The 15,261-nt window shown below is 66.2% G+C and carries 15 protein-coding genes; 7 read left to right on the top strand and 8 right to left on the bottom strand.

Annotated features, from left to right (window positions below; genetic code table 11):
- Positions 1–72: 72 nt before the first annotated feature.
- Complete coding sequence (locus HPC46_RS11565; RefSeq protein WP_218894043.1) at positions 73–396, top strand: nitroreductase/quinone reductase family protein; 324 nt, start codon at positions 73–75, stop codon at positions 394–396.
- Here the strand turns inward: HPC46_RS11565 and HPC46_RS11560 are convergent.
- Entirely contained in the window at positions 393–707 is a 315-nt protein-coding gene (locus HPC46_RS11560; RefSeq protein WP_179469888.1) for a hypothetical protein, read from the bottom strand. The genes HPC46_RS11565 and HPC46_RS11560 overlap by 4 nt on opposite strands.
- A gap of 299 nt (positions 708–1,006) precedes the next feature.
- Between HPC46_RS11560 and mbp1 the strand changes: the two genes are divergently transcribed.
- On the top strand, positions 1,007–1,237 hold the full coding sequence (mbp1, locus tag HPC46_RS11555) for a microaggregate-binding protein 1 (protein ID WP_325096632.1): 231 nt from the start codon (positions 1,007–1,009) through the stop codon (positions 1,235–1,237).
- Positions 1,238–1,285: 48 nt separating this feature from the next.
- On the opposite strand, the gene HPC46_RS11550 is transcribed toward mbp1, so the two are convergent.
- A complete protein-coding gene (locus tag HPC46_RS11550) occupies positions 1,286–1,618 on the bottom strand; it encodes a YnfA family protein (protein ID WP_179469886.1) in 333 nt (110 codons plus the stop codon).
- A gap of 137 nt (positions 1,619–1,755) precedes the next feature.
- Here HPC46_RS11550 and HPC46_RS11545 point away from each other — a divergent pair, with 137 nt between their 5' ends.
- Positions 1,756–3,387 carry a long-chain fatty acid--CoA ligase gene (locus tag HPC46_RS11545; RefSeq protein ID WP_179469884.1) on the top strand — a complete coding sequence of 544 codons (1,632 nt, stop codon included), beginning with the start codon at positions 1,756–1,758 and terminating at the stop codon, positions 3,385–3,387.
- Here HPC46_RS11545 and HPC46_RS11540 read toward each other — a convergent pair whose 3' ends face one another.
- Positions 3,388–4,578 (bottom strand): lipid-transfer protein, encoded by a 1,191-nt coding sequence (locus HPC46_RS11540; RefSeq protein ID WP_179469882.1) that lies wholly within the window; start codon positions 4,576–4,578, stop codon positions 3,388–3,390. It abuts the gene before it with no gap.
- 82 nt (positions 4,579–4,660) lie between these two features.
- Between HPC46_RS11540 and HPC46_RS11535 the strand changes: the two genes are divergently transcribed.
- The gene (locus tag HPC46_RS11535; protein ID WP_179469880.1) at positions 4,661–5,719 is read left to right on the top strand and encodes an NAD(P)H-dependent amine dehydrogenase family protein; all 1,059 of its coding nucleotides are present in this window, start codon (positions 4,661–4,663) and stop codon (positions 5,717–5,719) included.
- Positions 5,720–5,734: 15 nt separating this feature from the next.
- On the top strand, positions 5,735–6,208 hold the full coding sequence (locus HPC46_RS11530; RefSeq protein ID WP_179469878.1) for an SRPBCC family protein: 474 nt from the start codon (positions 5,735–5,737) through the stop codon (positions 6,206–6,208).
- Between the two features lie 9 nt (positions 6,209–6,217).
- On the opposite strand, the gene HPC46_RS11525 is transcribed toward HPC46_RS11530, so the two are convergent.
- The 3 genes from HPC46_RS11525 to HPC46_RS11515 form a co-directional block, all read right to left on the bottom strand.
- Positions 6,218–8,035 (bottom strand): carboxypeptidase-like regulatory domain-containing protein, encoded by a 1,818-nt coding sequence (locus HPC46_RS11525; protein ID WP_179469876.1) that lies wholly within the window; start codon positions 8,033–8,035, stop codon positions 6,218–6,220.
- A gap of 190 nt (positions 8,036–8,225) precedes the next feature.
- A complete protein-coding gene (locus HPC46_RS11520; RefSeq protein ID WP_179469874.1) occupies positions 8,226–8,582 on the bottom strand; it encodes a hypothetical protein in 357 nt (118 codons plus the stop codon).
- A 162-nt stretch (positions 8,583–8,744) separates the two neighbouring features.
- On the bottom strand, positions 8,745–9,917 hold the full coding sequence (locus HPC46_RS11515) for an acyl-CoA dehydrogenase family protein (protein ID WP_179469872.1): 1,173 nt from the start codon (positions 9,915–9,917) through the stop codon (positions 8,745–8,747).
- Between the two features lie 66 nt (positions 9,918–9,983).
- Between HPC46_RS11515 and HPC46_RS11510 the strand changes: the two genes are divergently transcribed.
- Together HPC46_RS11510 and HPC46_RS11505 are read left to right on the top strand one after the other, a co-directional pair.
- A complete protein-coding gene (locus HPC46_RS11510) occupies positions 9,984–11,180 on the top strand; it encodes an NAD(P)/FAD-dependent oxidoreductase (RefSeq protein ID WP_179469870.1) in 1,197 nt (398 codons plus the stop codon).
- Positions 11,181–11,196: 16 nt separating this feature from the next.
- Complete coding sequence (locus HPC46_RS11505; protein ID WP_005144013.1) at positions 11,197–11,544, top strand: cupin domain-containing protein; 348 nt, start codon at positions 11,197–11,199, stop codon at positions 11,542–11,544.
- On the opposite strand, the gene HPC46_RS11500 is transcribed toward HPC46_RS11505, so the two are convergent.
- Together HPC46_RS11500 and HPC46_RS11495 are read right to left on the bottom strand one after the other, a co-directional pair.
- The gene (locus tag HPC46_RS11500; protein WP_179469868.1) at positions 11,529–13,604 is read right to left on the bottom strand and encodes an acetate--CoA ligase family protein; all 2,076 of its coding nucleotides are present in this window, start codon (positions 13,602–13,604) and stop codon (positions 11,529–11,531) included. The two genes, HPC46_RS11505 and HPC46_RS11500, sit on opposite strands and share 16 nt — an antisense overlap.
- Positions 13,601–15,223 (bottom strand): phytoene desaturase family protein, encoded by a 1,623-nt coding sequence (locus HPC46_RS11495; RefSeq protein WP_179469866.1) that lies wholly within the window; start codon positions 15,221–15,223, stop codon positions 13,601–13,603. The genes HPC46_RS11500 and HPC46_RS11495 overlap by 4 nt, the downstream gene beginning before the upstream one ends.
- Positions 15,224–15,261 lie beyond the last annotated feature (38 nt).

Below are 15,261 nucleotides of genomic sequence, written 5' to 3'. Positions count from 1 at the left end.
ACCCCTGCCGCGACCGTGACTCCCCGGCAGCGCGTCGTCAATCTCGTTCAGCGCCACATCGCCAACCCGGTGATGCGGATGGTTCCGATTCAGACCCTGTTGGAGACGACGGGCCGAAAATCCGGACAACCGCGACGTACCCCGATCGGTGGCCGGCTGACGGGCAGTGAGTTCTGGCTGGTATCGGAGTTCGGTGATCGATCGCAGTACGTCCGCAACATCGCGGCGAATCCGCGGGTGCGGGTTCGCGTTCGCGGACGCTGGCACAGCGGAACGGCCACCCTGCTACCCGACGATGACGCGCGGGCCAGGCTGGCCGAACTTCCGCGGATGAACAGTGCGGCGGTGCGCGCGATGGGTGACAACCTGCTCACCATCCGCGTCGATTTGGACTAGTGGGCGCTGCAGTCCAGTGACACTGAGATCGTCTGGCTCGTCACGACCGGCACCAGGATCGTGCGGTCTCCGTTGCGCCCCGGACCGGTGTAGGGCACCCATTGGGTGAGGGTCTGGGGGTTGCGCACGTTGGTGACCACGCACTTGGACATCGGCCCGGTTCCGATGCGGTCGATGTTGACGGTGTAGCCCTGCTGCTGCAACTGGCTGATCGTGCTCTGGGCCGAGTCATCGGCCCAGGCCGGGGCGGCCGGCCCGGCGATGATGCCACCGACTGCCGCCATCGCCGCTAGTGCTGATGCGGTACGCATACCGCGCCTCCTCGTTTCCGCCCCCAATGATTCTCCATCTACATCGTCGCCGCCGTCGGAAACGTTCCGCTACCGGGTGGCCATTTCGCTGGCAGAGAACACGACCTGGTATTGCCGAGCGAATTGCATTCTGCCTGCGGTTGTTTAGCTCTCGCGGGGTCGGGAACCCGAAGGCCTGGGCGGGTGACGCGAACGGTCAACGAGGGGCCGTCGCGATGGATTGCCCGTACCTCGGCAGGATGAATCCGGTGCTCATGCGCCTCATCCTGCACAACATTCACAGGCATCGAGGAGGACTCGTGGGCAACAGCGGACCCGAAGAAGGCATCAAGGGCGTCGTCGAGGACGTCAAGGGCAAGGCCAAGGAGGCTGTCGGCACCGTCACGGGACGGGACGACCTCACCGAAGAGGGAAAGGCCCAGCAGGACAAGGCCGACGCTCAGCGTGACGCCGCGGCCAAGGAAGCCGAGGCCGACAAGGCACGCGGCGAGGCCAAGGCCCAAGAGAAGCGACAAGAGTCGCACCAGTAGCAGACCCATGCGGGCCCGGTCGGTGACTCCGGCCGGGCCCGTATGCGTTCAGCGTCCGCGCGGGGCGTACATGATCAGCGCCACGCCCAAAAGGCAGATCAGCGAGCCCGCCACATCCCAGCGGTCGGGACGAAACCCGTCGGCGGCCATTCCCCAGAGCAAGGAGCCCGCCACGAACACGCCACCGTAGGCCGCCAAGATCCGGCCGAAATGCGCATCGGGCTGTAGCGTAGCCACGAAACCGTAAGCGCCCAAAGCAATTACGCCAAAACCGGCCCAGATCCAGCCGCGGTGTTCGCGCACCCCTTGCCACACCAGCCAGGCGCCGCCGATCTCCAGCAGCGCCGCGGCGACGAACAACGCGGTCGACTTCAACACCATGGCGCGCAACAGTACCTGCGCTTGCTGAGCCGTTCATTGAGTGCTGACGCTCCAAGAAACGCCGCAATCGCGGCGTCACCGTTCACTCAACGAGCTGAACGGGACCCGTCACGCTGCCCGTCCGATAGATTCGGGCCATGCAGTGCACCATGCAGTACTTTCCTCTGACGGTCGCCGCGATCCTGCGCTACGCCGTCACCGTTCACGGCGACCGGACGGTGACCACCGCCACCGGTGATGGGGGTTACCGGCACGCCACCTACCGCGAGCTGGGCCAGCAGGCCGGCCGACTGGCCAACGCATTGCGCCGCCTCGGTGTGGACGGCGACGACCGCGTCGCCACTTTCATGTGGAACAACCAGGAACACCTGGAGGCCTATGTTGCGGTGCCGTCGATGGGGGCGGTGCTGCACACGCTGAACATTCGGCTCTTCCCCGAGCAGATCGAGTTCGTCGCCTATGAGGCCGAGGACCAGGTGGTGATCGCCGACCTGTCGCTGGCGCCGATCCTGGCACCCGTGCTCCCCAAGATGGAGACGGTGCACACCGTGATCGCTGTGGGCGCAGGAGATCTGGGGCCGCTGGAGGCGTCGGGCAAGCGGGTGGTGCGCTACGACGAGCTAACCGCCGCCGAATCGTGCGAGTTCGACTGGCCTGATATCGACGAAAATTCGGCCGCCGCAATGTGTTACACCAGTGGTACCACCGGCCACCCGAAGGGTGTGGTGTACGGCCACCGGTCGAGCTACCTGCACTCGATGTCGGTGTGCAGCGGCAACGGTATGGGACTGAGCTTCTCGGACAAGGCGTTTCCGATTGTGCCGATGTTCCACGCCAACGCCTGGGGGCTGCCGTACGCGGCGCTGATGGCCGGCGCCGACATCGTCTTGCCCGACCGCTTCATGGACGCCAAGTCGCTGGTGGATCTGATCGAGACGCAGCGCCCGACGGTGGCCGGCGCGGTGCCGACGATCTGGAACGACGTGATGAATCATCTGGACCGCAATCCCGGCCATGACATTTCGTCGCTGCGGCTGGTCGCGTGCGGCGGGTCGGCGGTGCCGGTGTCGCTGATGAAGACGTTCGAAGAACGCTACGGCGTGCAGATCCGCCAGCTGTGGGGGATGACCGAGACCTCACCGATGGCCACCCTGGCCTGGCCGGCGCCGAACACCCCGGAGGACAAGGTCTGGGAGATCCGCGGCACGCAGGGCCGGCCGATGTGCGGGGTCGAGGCCCGCATCGTCGACGACGGTGGCGCGGTGCTGCCCAACGACGGGGATGCGGTGGGCGAACTGGAAGTTCGCGGTCCGTGGATCACCGGCTCCTACTACCGCAATACCGATGAGTCGAAGTTCGCCTCCGGCTGGTTGCGTACCGGGGATGTGGGCCGCATCGACGAACAGGGCTACATCACCCTGACCGACCGCGCCAAGGACGTCATCAAATCCGGTGGTGAGTGGATCTCGTCGGTAGAGCTGGAGAACCACTTGATCGCGCACCCGGCGGTGCGGGAGGCCGCGGTCGTCGGCGTGCCCGACGAGCGCTGGCAGGAACGACCGCTGGCCGCGGTCGTGCTGCAGGAGGGTGCCGAGGCCTCGCCCGAGGAGCTACGGAAATTCCTGTCCGACAAGGTCGTCCGTTGGTGGCTGCCGGAACGATGGACGTTCATCGACGAGATCCCCCGCACGAGCGTCGGCAAATACGACAAGAAGACGATCCGCGCCCGACACGCCGACGACGTCTACGAGGTCACGCACCTGGAGTAGCTACCGCTCCGCGCGTTGGTAGGCGGTGACGACCGCCGCCCCGCCGAGCCCGATGTTGTGCTGCAGCGCTGCGCTGACGTTGTCCACCTGACGCTTGTCGGCGGTGCCGCGCAACTGCCAGGTCAGCTCGGCGCACTGGGCCAGGCCGGTCGCGCCCAATGGATGGCCCTTGGAGATCAGGCCGCCCGACGGGTTGACCACCCAGCGTCCGCCATAGGTGGTGTCGTCTTTGTCGATCAGCGAGGGCGCCTCACCGGGACCGCAGAGGCCGAGGGCTTCGTACAGCAGCAGTTCGTTGGCTGAGAAGCAATCGTGCAGCTCGATCACCTGAAAGTCCTCCGGGCCGAGCCCGGACTGATCGTAAACCTGTTGTGCGGCCTGAACATTCATGTCGTAGCCGATGATATTGGCCGCGCTGCCGTCGAATGTCGACGCGAAGTCGGTGGTCATCGCCTGCCCGACGATCTCCACCGCCTGCGCGGCAAGGCCGTGCTTGTCGACGAATGCCTCGCTGGCCACGATCGCCGCACCCGAGCCGTCAGAGGTGGGCGAGCACTGCAGTTTGGTCAGCGGGTCGGAGATCATCTTCGCGCCCAGGATGTCGTCGAGGGTGTACTCCTCCTGGAACTGCGCGTACGGGTTGTTGACCGAATGCTTGTGGTTCTTGTAGCCGATCTTCGCGAAATGCTCGGCGGTGGTGCCGTACTTCTTCATGTGCTCGCGACCGGCTGCGCCGAACATCCACGGCGCCACCGGAAACGTCATCGTGTCGGTCTCGTTGAGGGCGACGATATGACGCATCAGCGGAGACTCCCGGTCCTCGGCGCCGCCACCGAGCGAGCCGGGTTGCATCTTCTCGAAGCCCAGCGCGATCGTGCAGTCGGCAAGGCCGCCGCGGATGGCCTGCGCAGCCAGGTACAGCGCGGTGGATCCGGTCGAACAGTTGTTGTTGACGTTCACGATCGGGATGCCCGTCATGCCGAGTTCGTAGAGCGCGCGCTGCCCCGACGTGGAGTCACCCGAGCAGTAGCCGACGTAGCCCTGCTGCACTTGCGCGTAGTCGATACCGGCGTCGGCCAGCGCTTTGGTGCCCGACTCGTTGGCCATCTGGGGGTAGTCCCAGCCTTCGCGACGGCCCGGCTTCTCGAACTTGGTCATCCCGACCCCGACGACGAAAACCTTGTTTGGCATGCGCTAATCCTTCCGTCCGCATGGGAGATGTCGTTAGTGTAGACGCCTGTAACACGTTCTAGTTTTCCGCAGAGGAGCAGCAATGGCGTTGCGGGTCGTGCAGTGGGCAACCGGTTCGGTCGGGGTAGCGGCGATCAAAGGCGTACTCGAACATCCCGAACTCGAACTGGCCGGCTGCTGGGTGCATTCCAAGGACAAGGCCGGCAAGGACGTCGGCGACATCATCGGCACCGAACCGCTGGGCGTGACTGCCACCAACAGTATCGACGACATCCTCGCCCTGGACGCCGACGCGGTGATCTACGCACCGCTGCTGCCCAACCTCGACGAGGTGACCGCATTGCTGCGCTCGGGCAAGAACGTCGTCAGCCCACTGGGCTGGTTCTACCCGAGTGAATCCGAAGCCGCCCCGCTGGAGGCCGCCGCCCGCGAGGGCAACGTCACCCTGCACGGTGCCGGGATCGGACCGGGTGCGGCCACCGAACTGTTCCCGCTGCTGCTGTCGGTGATGTCCACCGGCGTGACCTACGTTCGCGCCGAGGAGTACTCCGACCTGCGCACCTACGGTGCACCCGACGTGCTGCGCCACGTCATGGGTTTTGGCGGCACACCCGAGAGCGCGCTGACCGGACCCATGCAGAAGTTGCTCAACGGCGGCTTCTTCCAATCGGTTCGGCTGATCGTCGACCGCCTGGGTTTCGCGGCCGAGCCCAAGATCCGCACCTCCCAGGAAATCGCGGTGGCGACCGCGCCCATCGACTCGCCGATCGGGGTGATCGAACCCGGCCAGGTCGCCGGTCGGCGTTTCCACTGGGATGCCGTGGTGACCAACACGATCGTCGTGCGCATCACCGTCAACTGGCTGATGGGCGAGAAAAACATGGATCCCGCATGGTCTTTCGGCCCGGCAGGGGAGCGCTATGAGATGGAGGTGCGGGGCAATCCGAACACCTTCGTCACAGTCAAGGGCTGGCAGCCGGAAAGCGTCGAGGAAGGGTTGGTGAGCAACCCTGGCGTGGTGGCCACCGCCGCGCACTGCGTCAACACCATCCCCGCGACCTGCGCCGCCGAGCCGGGCATCGCCAGCTTCTTCGACCTGCCGCTCGTCACCGGACGGGCGGCGCCGCAGCTGTCCCGCTGACTATCATCTCCCGATATGGCCAATCCCGTCGTCGTCGAGCAGTCCCGCGCGATTCCCGTGGCGGTGTCGGATGCGTTCGCCAAAACACTGCCAATGCCGTTGCCCAGCTTGTTCAACCATTGGTATGGCCCCATCCCGCCGATCAAGGCCGTCCACGACCAAACGGGCGACTGGTCCGCGGTGGGCCAGACCCGCACCATCGCACTTGTCGGTGGTGGCGGCATGCGGGAGACGCTGACCCGCGTGGATGCGCCCGACGCTTTCGGTTACACCCTCACCGATGTGCGCGGCGCCATGTCACCGCTCATCGACCACATCGAAGGGCTCTGGCAGTTCAGGCCGCAGGGCACCGGAACCTTGGTGACGTGGCAGTGGACCCTGCATCCGAAATCGGCCCTGACCGCCCCGGCCCTACCGGTATTCGCCCGGATTTGGAAGGGCTACGCCGCCAAGGCGCTCGGAACGCTGTCTGACTACTTGTTGCGTTAGGCGCTGTGGTCAGGGGCCGCCGACAACACGTGTCGCCGATTGAAACCCACCTGCGAAGGCAGATACCGTCGCTCCCGGGATGAGTGGGATCACCGCGGTGCCCTCGTTGTTCGTGGTGACGGTGACCGGGCCGACAGAAACCGTCGCCCCGCGCACTGGCCGAGCTTGCGAGTCCTCGGGAATAGTGGCTGTGACCAAGACGCTGCCCTCCCCGGCGGGAAACGAAATCGACAGCGGCGGTTGTGATCGCGCCGGGCAGTTGCTTTGAGTGGGTATACCCGCGAGCTTGACGCCGTTGATGGCCGATTCCACCCCGCCCAAGTAGTTGCTGTCTGGCCCGACGACGACCAGTCCGCGCAGGTAGCCCTTGCGCGCTCCGGAGCTTGTCAGGTTGGCACTCCAGGTTGCGGTGAGTGGAGCCAGGACTACGAGGATGGTTTCCACGCCGTTCAAGAACGTCGCGCCGTCGTCGGAGTAATTGGCGTACGAGACCGAGAACCGCCCCGACGCGTATGCACCGAAATACGACAGCAAGGCGGTCCCCGAGTACTTCCCCTTCAGCAGCCGGACGGGTCGAATACGACCCATCAAGGGGTTGAAGTCCTTGACCGGACCCGACCACTGCGCGATCTTCGCCGGATCTTGGTGTATCGGCGTTTGGGGGACGGTCGGTGTGCGCGCGGGAAACCTGAGAATGCTTATCCGCGTTTGCTTTCCAGGGCCGCCCGGTCCGGGTTGCTCGTTGACCAGCGCCCGGGTGGAATCGTCGAACCAGCTCCAGCCGCGGATGGTCCAGGCCGGGTCGATCACGATCGGTTGGCCGGAGTAGCCGCCCTCTTGCTGACCGATCGCCGTATCCATCAGCCAGGGTTCGTTCATGCAGCGCCGGTTGTTCCAGAGACTCACCCGGCCGATCTGACCGAAGCTGGCGCTATCGATCAATGCTGGGCGGACCAGCTGGGTGAAGACCGTCATCCGATTCAATCCGCGAGCCGAACTGAAGTAGGTGGTCTTGCCATCGGGCGCGATGTCCCCGGCCTCGTTGTAGTCCAAGTCGCTGGTCAACGGACGCCGATCACCCGTGGCCGTGTCGAGTAGCCAGATGTCGTAGTTCAGTCCGGTGCTGGTGGTCTGATACTTCAGTGTCCGCCCACCGTTGTGCCAACTCGCTCCTTCGTAGAACTGAGCGGCGTTGGCGAGATCGGCCGCGAAGTCCGTCTTCTTGACCCAAGACGGGTTGAAGATGCGCTGGTCGGTGAGCACGTATCGGTCACCGTTGAGGGTGAGCCGCGCTATGCTCATCCGGGTGCCCTCGATGGGGTTCACTTCATTCCAGGTGACGTACTCGCCGTACCAGTCCGGCTTGGCTTCCCGGTTCTGGCCGCTGAGCAGGCTGCCGCCGGCTGGGAACTGAACCTTCTTGCTCGTCTTGGTCTGACAGTCGTAGATCGAGGGAGCGCATTCCAGAATCTGGTAATCGATGTGTCCGGCCCCGCCACCCTGCTGGCCCGAGGTGTTGGCAAACCAGACCCGCTTGCTGTCACCCATCGCCTTGATTTTCGTGGCGTTGGTCGCCACGCCACACGAAATGCATTGGTAGTTATCCCCATTGAGATCAGTCGTCGCGATCTGCGAGTTGCCCGATATCATGACCTCGACCACGAGATGGTGATCGTCGGGCGCGACGTCGGCAGAGTCGACCGTCACGCCCGCGGGCACGGAGAAGCTCAGCACCCGTTCGACTTCAAAGGGTTCGAGTGAGGGTGACGAGTCCGCCGACGCGATGGTGGGCGGGGCGATCACGACGGCCGCGACAGTCGTCGTCATGACGAGCAAGATCGACAGCAGCCTGCATCGGGCTGAACCGTGAAGCATCAGGAACTCTCGCCTTCCGATCTAAGCACGCTCATCGCGTAGGGCGGGGTGATCGCACTGGATTCTCGAAATCTGCTATTTCAGTTGAATATTCGGTCCATACATCGCTCGATGAGCAAGAAGATCGCCGCAGTTCCCGTGGTCACCACGGGACGATGTCCAGCACCGGCATCCCCATCAGTCGCACTGTCCGTACTGATCGGCGAACACTGCGCATCAAGGGCGACGTATGTGGGTTCGGGTGTCCCATCGAAGCTGCGACCGCGGCCGCCTGGCCGAAATCGGTGTCGCCAGTTGGCGAGACACCCCACAGTTCGACGACAGTCAGCACCGGCTCGTCGGCGGCAGGGCCGGTGAGCCTCGGCGAGCCGTCAACTTCGGCTTGTGATGCCAGCATTGGAAGTCCCCAAATCTGCTCGACGGCCGTGACGACGATCAGCACGAACGCGGCGATGACAAGTCGGAAACCGCAGGTCACACCGCCGTCGCTGCCCGCCATCCCACCATTCCGTCCCGATCATTTGCATGCATATTAGAACGTAACTATGCCATGTCGGGAAGCAGGCGCGCCGTATTGCATCTTGGAACTGGTGTTTTTCGCGTTGAGTTACCTGCGATCATGCAGGTACCACGCCGATGGGGTGGGTGTGGCGCGTCTGCCCTAAGGTTCCAGCACCGCAGCCGGGCCGCGCTGCATCAGCTGACGACCGATGATGATCCGCTGAATCTCGCTGGCGCCCTCCCAGATTCGTTCCACGCGCAGCTCGCGGAACATCCGCTCGGCGATGTTCTCCCGCATGTAGCCTCGCCCCCCGAAGATCTGCACCGCCCGGTCGGCAACGCGACCGGCCATCTCCGAGCAGTACAGCTTGGCCATCGACGCCTGGCCGTGCAGCGCCTTGCGATCCAGTCCGGCGTCGATACCCCGGGCCACCTCGTAGAGCAGGCTGCGCGCGGCGAACAGCTCGGTGGCGCTGTCGGCGAGCATGCCGGCCACCAGCTGATGCTCACCGAGCAGCTTGCCGTCGACGATGCGCTCGGTGGCGAACGCGGTCATTTCGTCGACGAGGCGCTGGGCGGCACCCACACAGCGCGAGGCGACCATGATCCGCTCGAAGCGGAACCAGTCCTGCGTGAACTGCATACCCTCGCCCTCGGCGCCGACCAGATGGCTGGCCGGCACCCGCACATCGGTGAACGACACGATCGGGTGTTCGTCGGGAATGTTGTGGGAGTAGTGCGGTGTGCGCACCACTTCCACTCCGGGCCATGGCAGGTCCACCACCAGCAGCACGTGGTCGCCCTCATGTGGCCCGCCGACCAACACCGCCTGGACGAACACGTACTCGGCCAGGTTGAACGACGTGACATGCCACTTGATCCCGTTGATGACGTACTCATCGCCCTCGCGGCGTGCGGTGGTTTCCAGCGCGGACACGTCGGACCCGGCGAATTCCTCGGTGATGGCGTAGGCCTCGTGCTTCTCGCCGCGCACCGCCGGCAGCAGCCAGCGCTGCTTCTGGTACTCAGTGGCCACGTCTGCCCACCACTGCGGCGGGGTGTGCATCACCCAGGCGATCGCGTTGGTGACGCGGCCGACCTGTTCTTGCACCAGAACCTGTTGCAGCGCAGTGAATCCCGGGCCACCTACCGAGGTCGGCATATTGGTGGCGTACAGGCCGAGCTCGATGGCCTTCGCATGGTGCTCGGCGGTCAGCTCCTTGGGCAGCTGGCCGCCGGCCATTTCCGCCTCGGTCTCGTAGGGGATCAGGGTCTCGACGAACTCACGCGCGGTCTCGCGGATCCGTCGATCTTGCGCTGTCAACCCGTACATTCGCGGTGCTCTCTACTCGCTGGAAGCTATTGACTGAGCGTTCAGTCTATGTCACGGTCTTGAGGTATGACCAGCAGCCAAAGTGCGGACGTCGTGGTGGTCGGAGGCGGCACGGTCGGGGCGTGGGCGGCAGTCCAGCTGGCCGAACGCGGGGCCGGCCGCGTTGTGCTGCTCGAAGCCCAGACGCTGGGCGACGGTGCCAGTAGTCGCGCCGCCGGGATGGTGCGTGCCCAGGGTGGCACCGAGACCGCGATCCGCCTCGGCCTGCGCAGCCAGGAGTTCTATACCGCCTCCGGTGATCGCTATCCACTGGATTGCGGGTTCGTGGCACAGGGGTACCTGATGCCGTGCTTCACCGATGTCGAGGTGCAGCAGGCGCACGAGCGGATTGCGCTGCAGCGCAGCCTGGGGCTGAGCGTTCAGTGGCTGTCGAGCTCCGATATCGACAGCCGCGACACCGGTTTGGCCCCGGGGGTGACGGCGGGCGGCTCCTATGCACCCGGCGACGGGTACATCAATGCGCCGCGTAATGTGCTGGCCTACACCGCCGCGCTGACCGCGCACGACGTGGACGTTCGGGAACGGTGTGCCTTCACCGGTCTGCGGGTGGCGCAGGGGCGCGTCCTCGGCGTCGACACCTCCGACGGACCCATCGACACCCCCCGGGTGGTGCTCACCGGCGGCCCGCAGCTCGGCGAGGTCGGGGTGGCGGCCGGTGGCCGGATCCCGGCCGGCGGCACCCGGCACCAGGTCGTGGTCACCGAACCGCTACGCGACGCCAACATCGACGAGCTTCCCATGGTGTTCGACGTCAGCGAGGGAATCTACTGGCGCCCAGGTGAATACGGTGGGGTGCTGTGGGGGATGAGCAACCCTGACGAGCAGCCCGGCGAGGCGACCGAGTTCGACTGGACTTACTACCAGAAGGCACTGGCCCGCATCGAGTCGCTGTTCCCGCCGGTGCGCGGCTTGGGCCTTCGACGCACGTGGGCGGCGACGATCGACTACACGAACGACCATCTGCCGATTCTGGGTCCGCTGCTGACCGATGACGGTCCGGTCGACGGCACCGTGGTGGCATGCGCGGCCGGGCACGGCATGATGTGGGGTCCCGCGGTCGCCGAGGCCGCCGCCGACATGACGCTCACCGGCGGCTGCGACTGGCTGGACCTGACCGATCTCGGGCTGGACCGCTTCGACGCCGATGGTAACAGCCGACTGGAACCCGAGCCGATTTCTCTTCCGTTCCCCGAACACGCTTGATACGAAAGGTTTTCACGTGACTGCTGCAGTACTCACCGCTGTCCTTGCCGATGCCGCCGACGCCGAGCTCGAGGACTGGGGCCCGCTCGAGGAGGCCACCGGAGACCCGATGGCGACTCACGGGCTCGAGGTCTGGGTCGACGGCGACAAGTCGGGCGGCATCTGGCAGTGCGCGCCCGGCCCGTCGCGCTGGACGCTCGCGACGAACGAAGTGATCTATGTGGTGTCCGGGCGGATGACCGTGACTCCCGATGGCGGCGAGCCCAGTGAGGTGGGTGCAGGCGACCTCGCCGTCTTCCCGCTCGGCTGGACCGGGACCTGGGTGATCCACGAAACCCTGCGCAAGGCTTACGCCATCTTCTGATGTCGGGGCTTGCGCGGGAACACCAACGCGTCGACGGCCACCACCCCGGTGGGTGAGGCGATGACGGGGTTGGCCTCGACGGCGTCCAGATGCTCGCCGAGTTCGGTTGCCAATTGCGAGAATCCGACGATTGCCTCAACCAAGGCTTCGATGTCGACCGGGGGTGCGCCGCGCCAGCCGGCCAGTAGTGGCGCGGTGTGCAGTGACCGCAGCAGTGCCACGGCGGCCTCGCGGCTGACCGGCGCGCAGGCGACCGCGCGGTCGGCCAGGAGTTCCACCAGCGTGCCGCCGGCGGCCACCACGATCAGCGGGCCGAAGTTGTCGTCACGCACCACGCCCAGTGAGATCTCCACGCCCGCAGAGGCCATCGCGTCGATGCTGACGTCGGGCCCCAGGCGGCCGGCCATCTCCTCGTAGGCGAGCCGCAACGATTCGCGGTCACCGACACCCAGAACCACCCCGCCCACATCGCTCTTGTGCGCGCTGCCAAGCGTTTTAATCGCGACCGGATAGCCGATCACCTCGGCTGCGGCCAACGCCTCGGTGACATCATGGGCGGCGCGGGATTGCGTCACCGGTATGCCGTAGTCGGCGAGCAGAGCGAAGGCGGCCGGAGCGTCCCAGCCGGGTTCGGTCAACCGGGCCGTCCAGCGCCGTGCGCGCGCGCTGTCGATCGGGGGGACTGCCGTCGCCACCGGCAGCGGCCAGCGCGCCAGATGACCCAGCGCGGCGATACCGCTGCGGGCGCCCTCGAGTACCGGAACGCCGTTATCGCGCAGCCGTTTCGCGGTGGGCGGGTCGATCGCCGACGGCACCGAGGTCAGCACCGCGAGCGGGGCGTCGCTGCCGGCCGTGACGTCCAGGGCGGCGTCGGCGTAGGCGGTGTCATCGTCGAACTCGGTGACCAGGTCGACCGCCAGCGCGGTCACCGCAACGCCCGCGTCGTCGACCAGCGCGCGCAGGCAGCCGCCGAACAATTCGCGGGTGTCCGCACCGGTGCCCCACACATCGAGCGGATTGCCGGGGGCCAGTCCGTCGTCGAGCAGGTCACCGATCGCGGCCAGCGTCGGGGCGGCCAGTTCGGCGAAGTCGACGGCGAGGTCGTGGGCGATATCGGCGCACAGCGCGCGCTCGGCCCCGGAGTCGTGCACGGTCGCGATCCCGTGCGATCCCGCCCTGCGTCGGCGACCCGCTTCGAAAAGTTCGATGGTGTCCGTGAATTCGGCCATGTCCGAGACAAGGATCGCCCCGGTGTCGGCGCAGAACGCCTGCCACCCCGCGGCGTCGCCGGCCAGCGCACCAGAGTGGGCGGCCACCATCGCGCGCCCGCGCGGGGAGTGACCGACCGGCAGGATCACCACCGGGATGCCGCGCTGGGCGGCGCGGTGTAACCCGGCCCGTAACCGGCCCACCGACCGCGGCGTTTCCAGTAGCAGCGCAATCAACGTGGTTCCCGGGTCCTCGACGACGTAGTCGACGTAGTCGGCGGTGTCGGTGACCAGTTCCTGACCCGACGAGACCGCGAGCCGGAACCCGAACCCGCGGCCGGCCCGCAGAATCGTCGAGAACGCCGACCCCGAGTGCGTCACCAGTGAAACCCCGCCCGGCGGTAGGGGATCGGGCTCGAGATAGCCCAGCGCGCGCAGGCCGGTGACGTTGTTGACGAAACCCATGCAGCCCGCACCGCAGACCGCCATCCCCGCCTCGGTGGCGGCCTCGGCGACGGCCTGCCGTAGCTCCGTGCCATGCGCGGAGCCGAAGATGACAGCCGACCGTGCGCCCACTGCCGCAGCGGCTTTCATCTCGTCGAGCAGGACGGCGTCGGGCACTCCGAGCAGTACCAGATCGACCGGCTGATCGAGCGCCGCCAGTGATGGTGCGCAGGCGATGCCGTCGATGCTGTCGTAGCGCGGATTGACCAGTTGCATGCGCGCGGTACTGCGGCGCGCCTCGATGATCATCCGCTCGCCGAAGCTGCCGGGTTTCGGGCTGGCCCCCACGAGTGCCACCGAGCGGGCCTCCAGCATGGCGGCCACGGGCGTCCGGCGGCTGTCGGTCATCGCCTGCGGAAACGCTTCTTCTTGGTGTCGGCCAGCGCGGCCCTCGCGGCCTGCCACCCGGGGATGCCGCACACCCCGCCGCCGGCATGGGTGCCCGAGCTTCCGTTGTAGAGCCCGGCGATCGGTGTGCGGTAGTCGGCGTAGCCCGGTGCGGGCCGCATGTGGAACAACTGCTCGAGCGACAGCTCCCCATGGAAGATGTTGCCTCCGATGAGGCCGTACTCCTGCTCCATCTCATGCGGCCCGACGATGTCGCGATGCAGGATCGAGGACTTGAAGCCGGGGGCGACCTGGTCGTACAGGTCGATCAGGCGGTCGGCGTAGGCGTCCAGCTCCTCGGTGTGCGGAGCGTCGGCCCACGCCGCGGGCACCCACTGCGTGAACAGCGACATGATGTGCGTGCCATCGGGATTCAGCGTCTTGTCCAGGGTCGTGGGGATCACGCCATCGCTGAACGGCATCAGCGCGGGCTTGCCGACGCGGGCATCCTGGAACGCGGCCTCGATGTACTCCATCGTGGGTGCCATCTCGACCGAGCCGGTGTGGTGTTCGGCCTGCCCATCGCTGGGATCGGCGGTGAAGTTCGGCAACTCGCCAAGGGCCAGGTTGATCTTGACCACACCGCTTCGGGTCTTGAAATGCTCGATGTCGGAGACGAACTCCGCGGGCAACTCGCCCGGCGGAATATGTTCCAGGAAAGCGATTTTCGGGTGCAGTGTGGTGACGACCAGGGGTGCCCGCAGCTCGTCACCGTTCTCCAGGGCCACGCCCTCGATCCGGCCGCCCCGCACCAGCATCCGGGACACCCGGGCCTTGGTGCGGATCTCGGCGCCGAAGCTGCGTGCGGATTTCGCGATGGCCTCCGACACCGCACCCATGCCGCCCTCGGGGTATCCCCAACTGCCGAGCTGGCCGTCGCCGACGTCGCCGATCGAGTGATGCGCCATCACGTAGGCGGTGCCCGGCTCGTACGGCCCGGCCCAGGTACCGATGACCCCGTTGACGGCGAGCGCGCCTTTGATTTGCGGTGATTCGAACCAGTCGTCGAGCAGGTCGGCGATGCTCATCGTCAGCAACCGGGTGACGTCGCCCATCATCCGGGTGGTCATGCCTCGCTGGCTCCAGCCCAGCTTCGCGAGTTCGAACAGATCCGACGGCTTGTGCGAACCGATGTTGGGCGGCACCTGCGTCAGAAGCGGACCCATGACGTCGGCGATGCCCTCCAGCCAGGCGTTCCACTTGGGCCAGGTGTCGGCGTCCTTCTTGGAGAATCTGGCCAGCTGCTCATGGGTGCGGGCCGGATCGTCCTCGTAGATGGTCAGCGAGCCGCCCTCGGGAAATGCCTGGTAGTAGGGGCCCATCGGGTGGACCTTGTAGCCGTGGCGCTCCAGACTCAGGTCTCGCACGATCGTCGGCGGCATCAGGCTCATCACGTACGACAGCCGGGTGACCCGAAGATGTGGTGCGTCTTCCCACGGCGCCTCGGTGGTCGCCGCTCCGCCCAGCGCACCCCGTGACTCCAGGACCACGGTTCTGGCGCCTGAGCGTGCGAGATAGGCGGCCGAGACCAGTCCGTTGTGTCCGCCGCCGATGACGATGGCGTCGTAGGTGTTCGACATGGCGCTCCACTTTCGTCGTCCCCATCCGGGATCGTTTG

It is taken from the genome of Mycolicibacterium vinylchloridicum, from assembly GCF_013404075.1.
Lineage (GTDB): Bacteria > Actinomycetota > Actinomycetes > Mycobacteriales > Mycobacteriaceae > Mycobacterium > Mycobacterium vinylchloridicum.
Note: the sequence above shows the minus strand (reverse complement) of the source record. Positions and strands in the feature narration are given on the sequence as shown.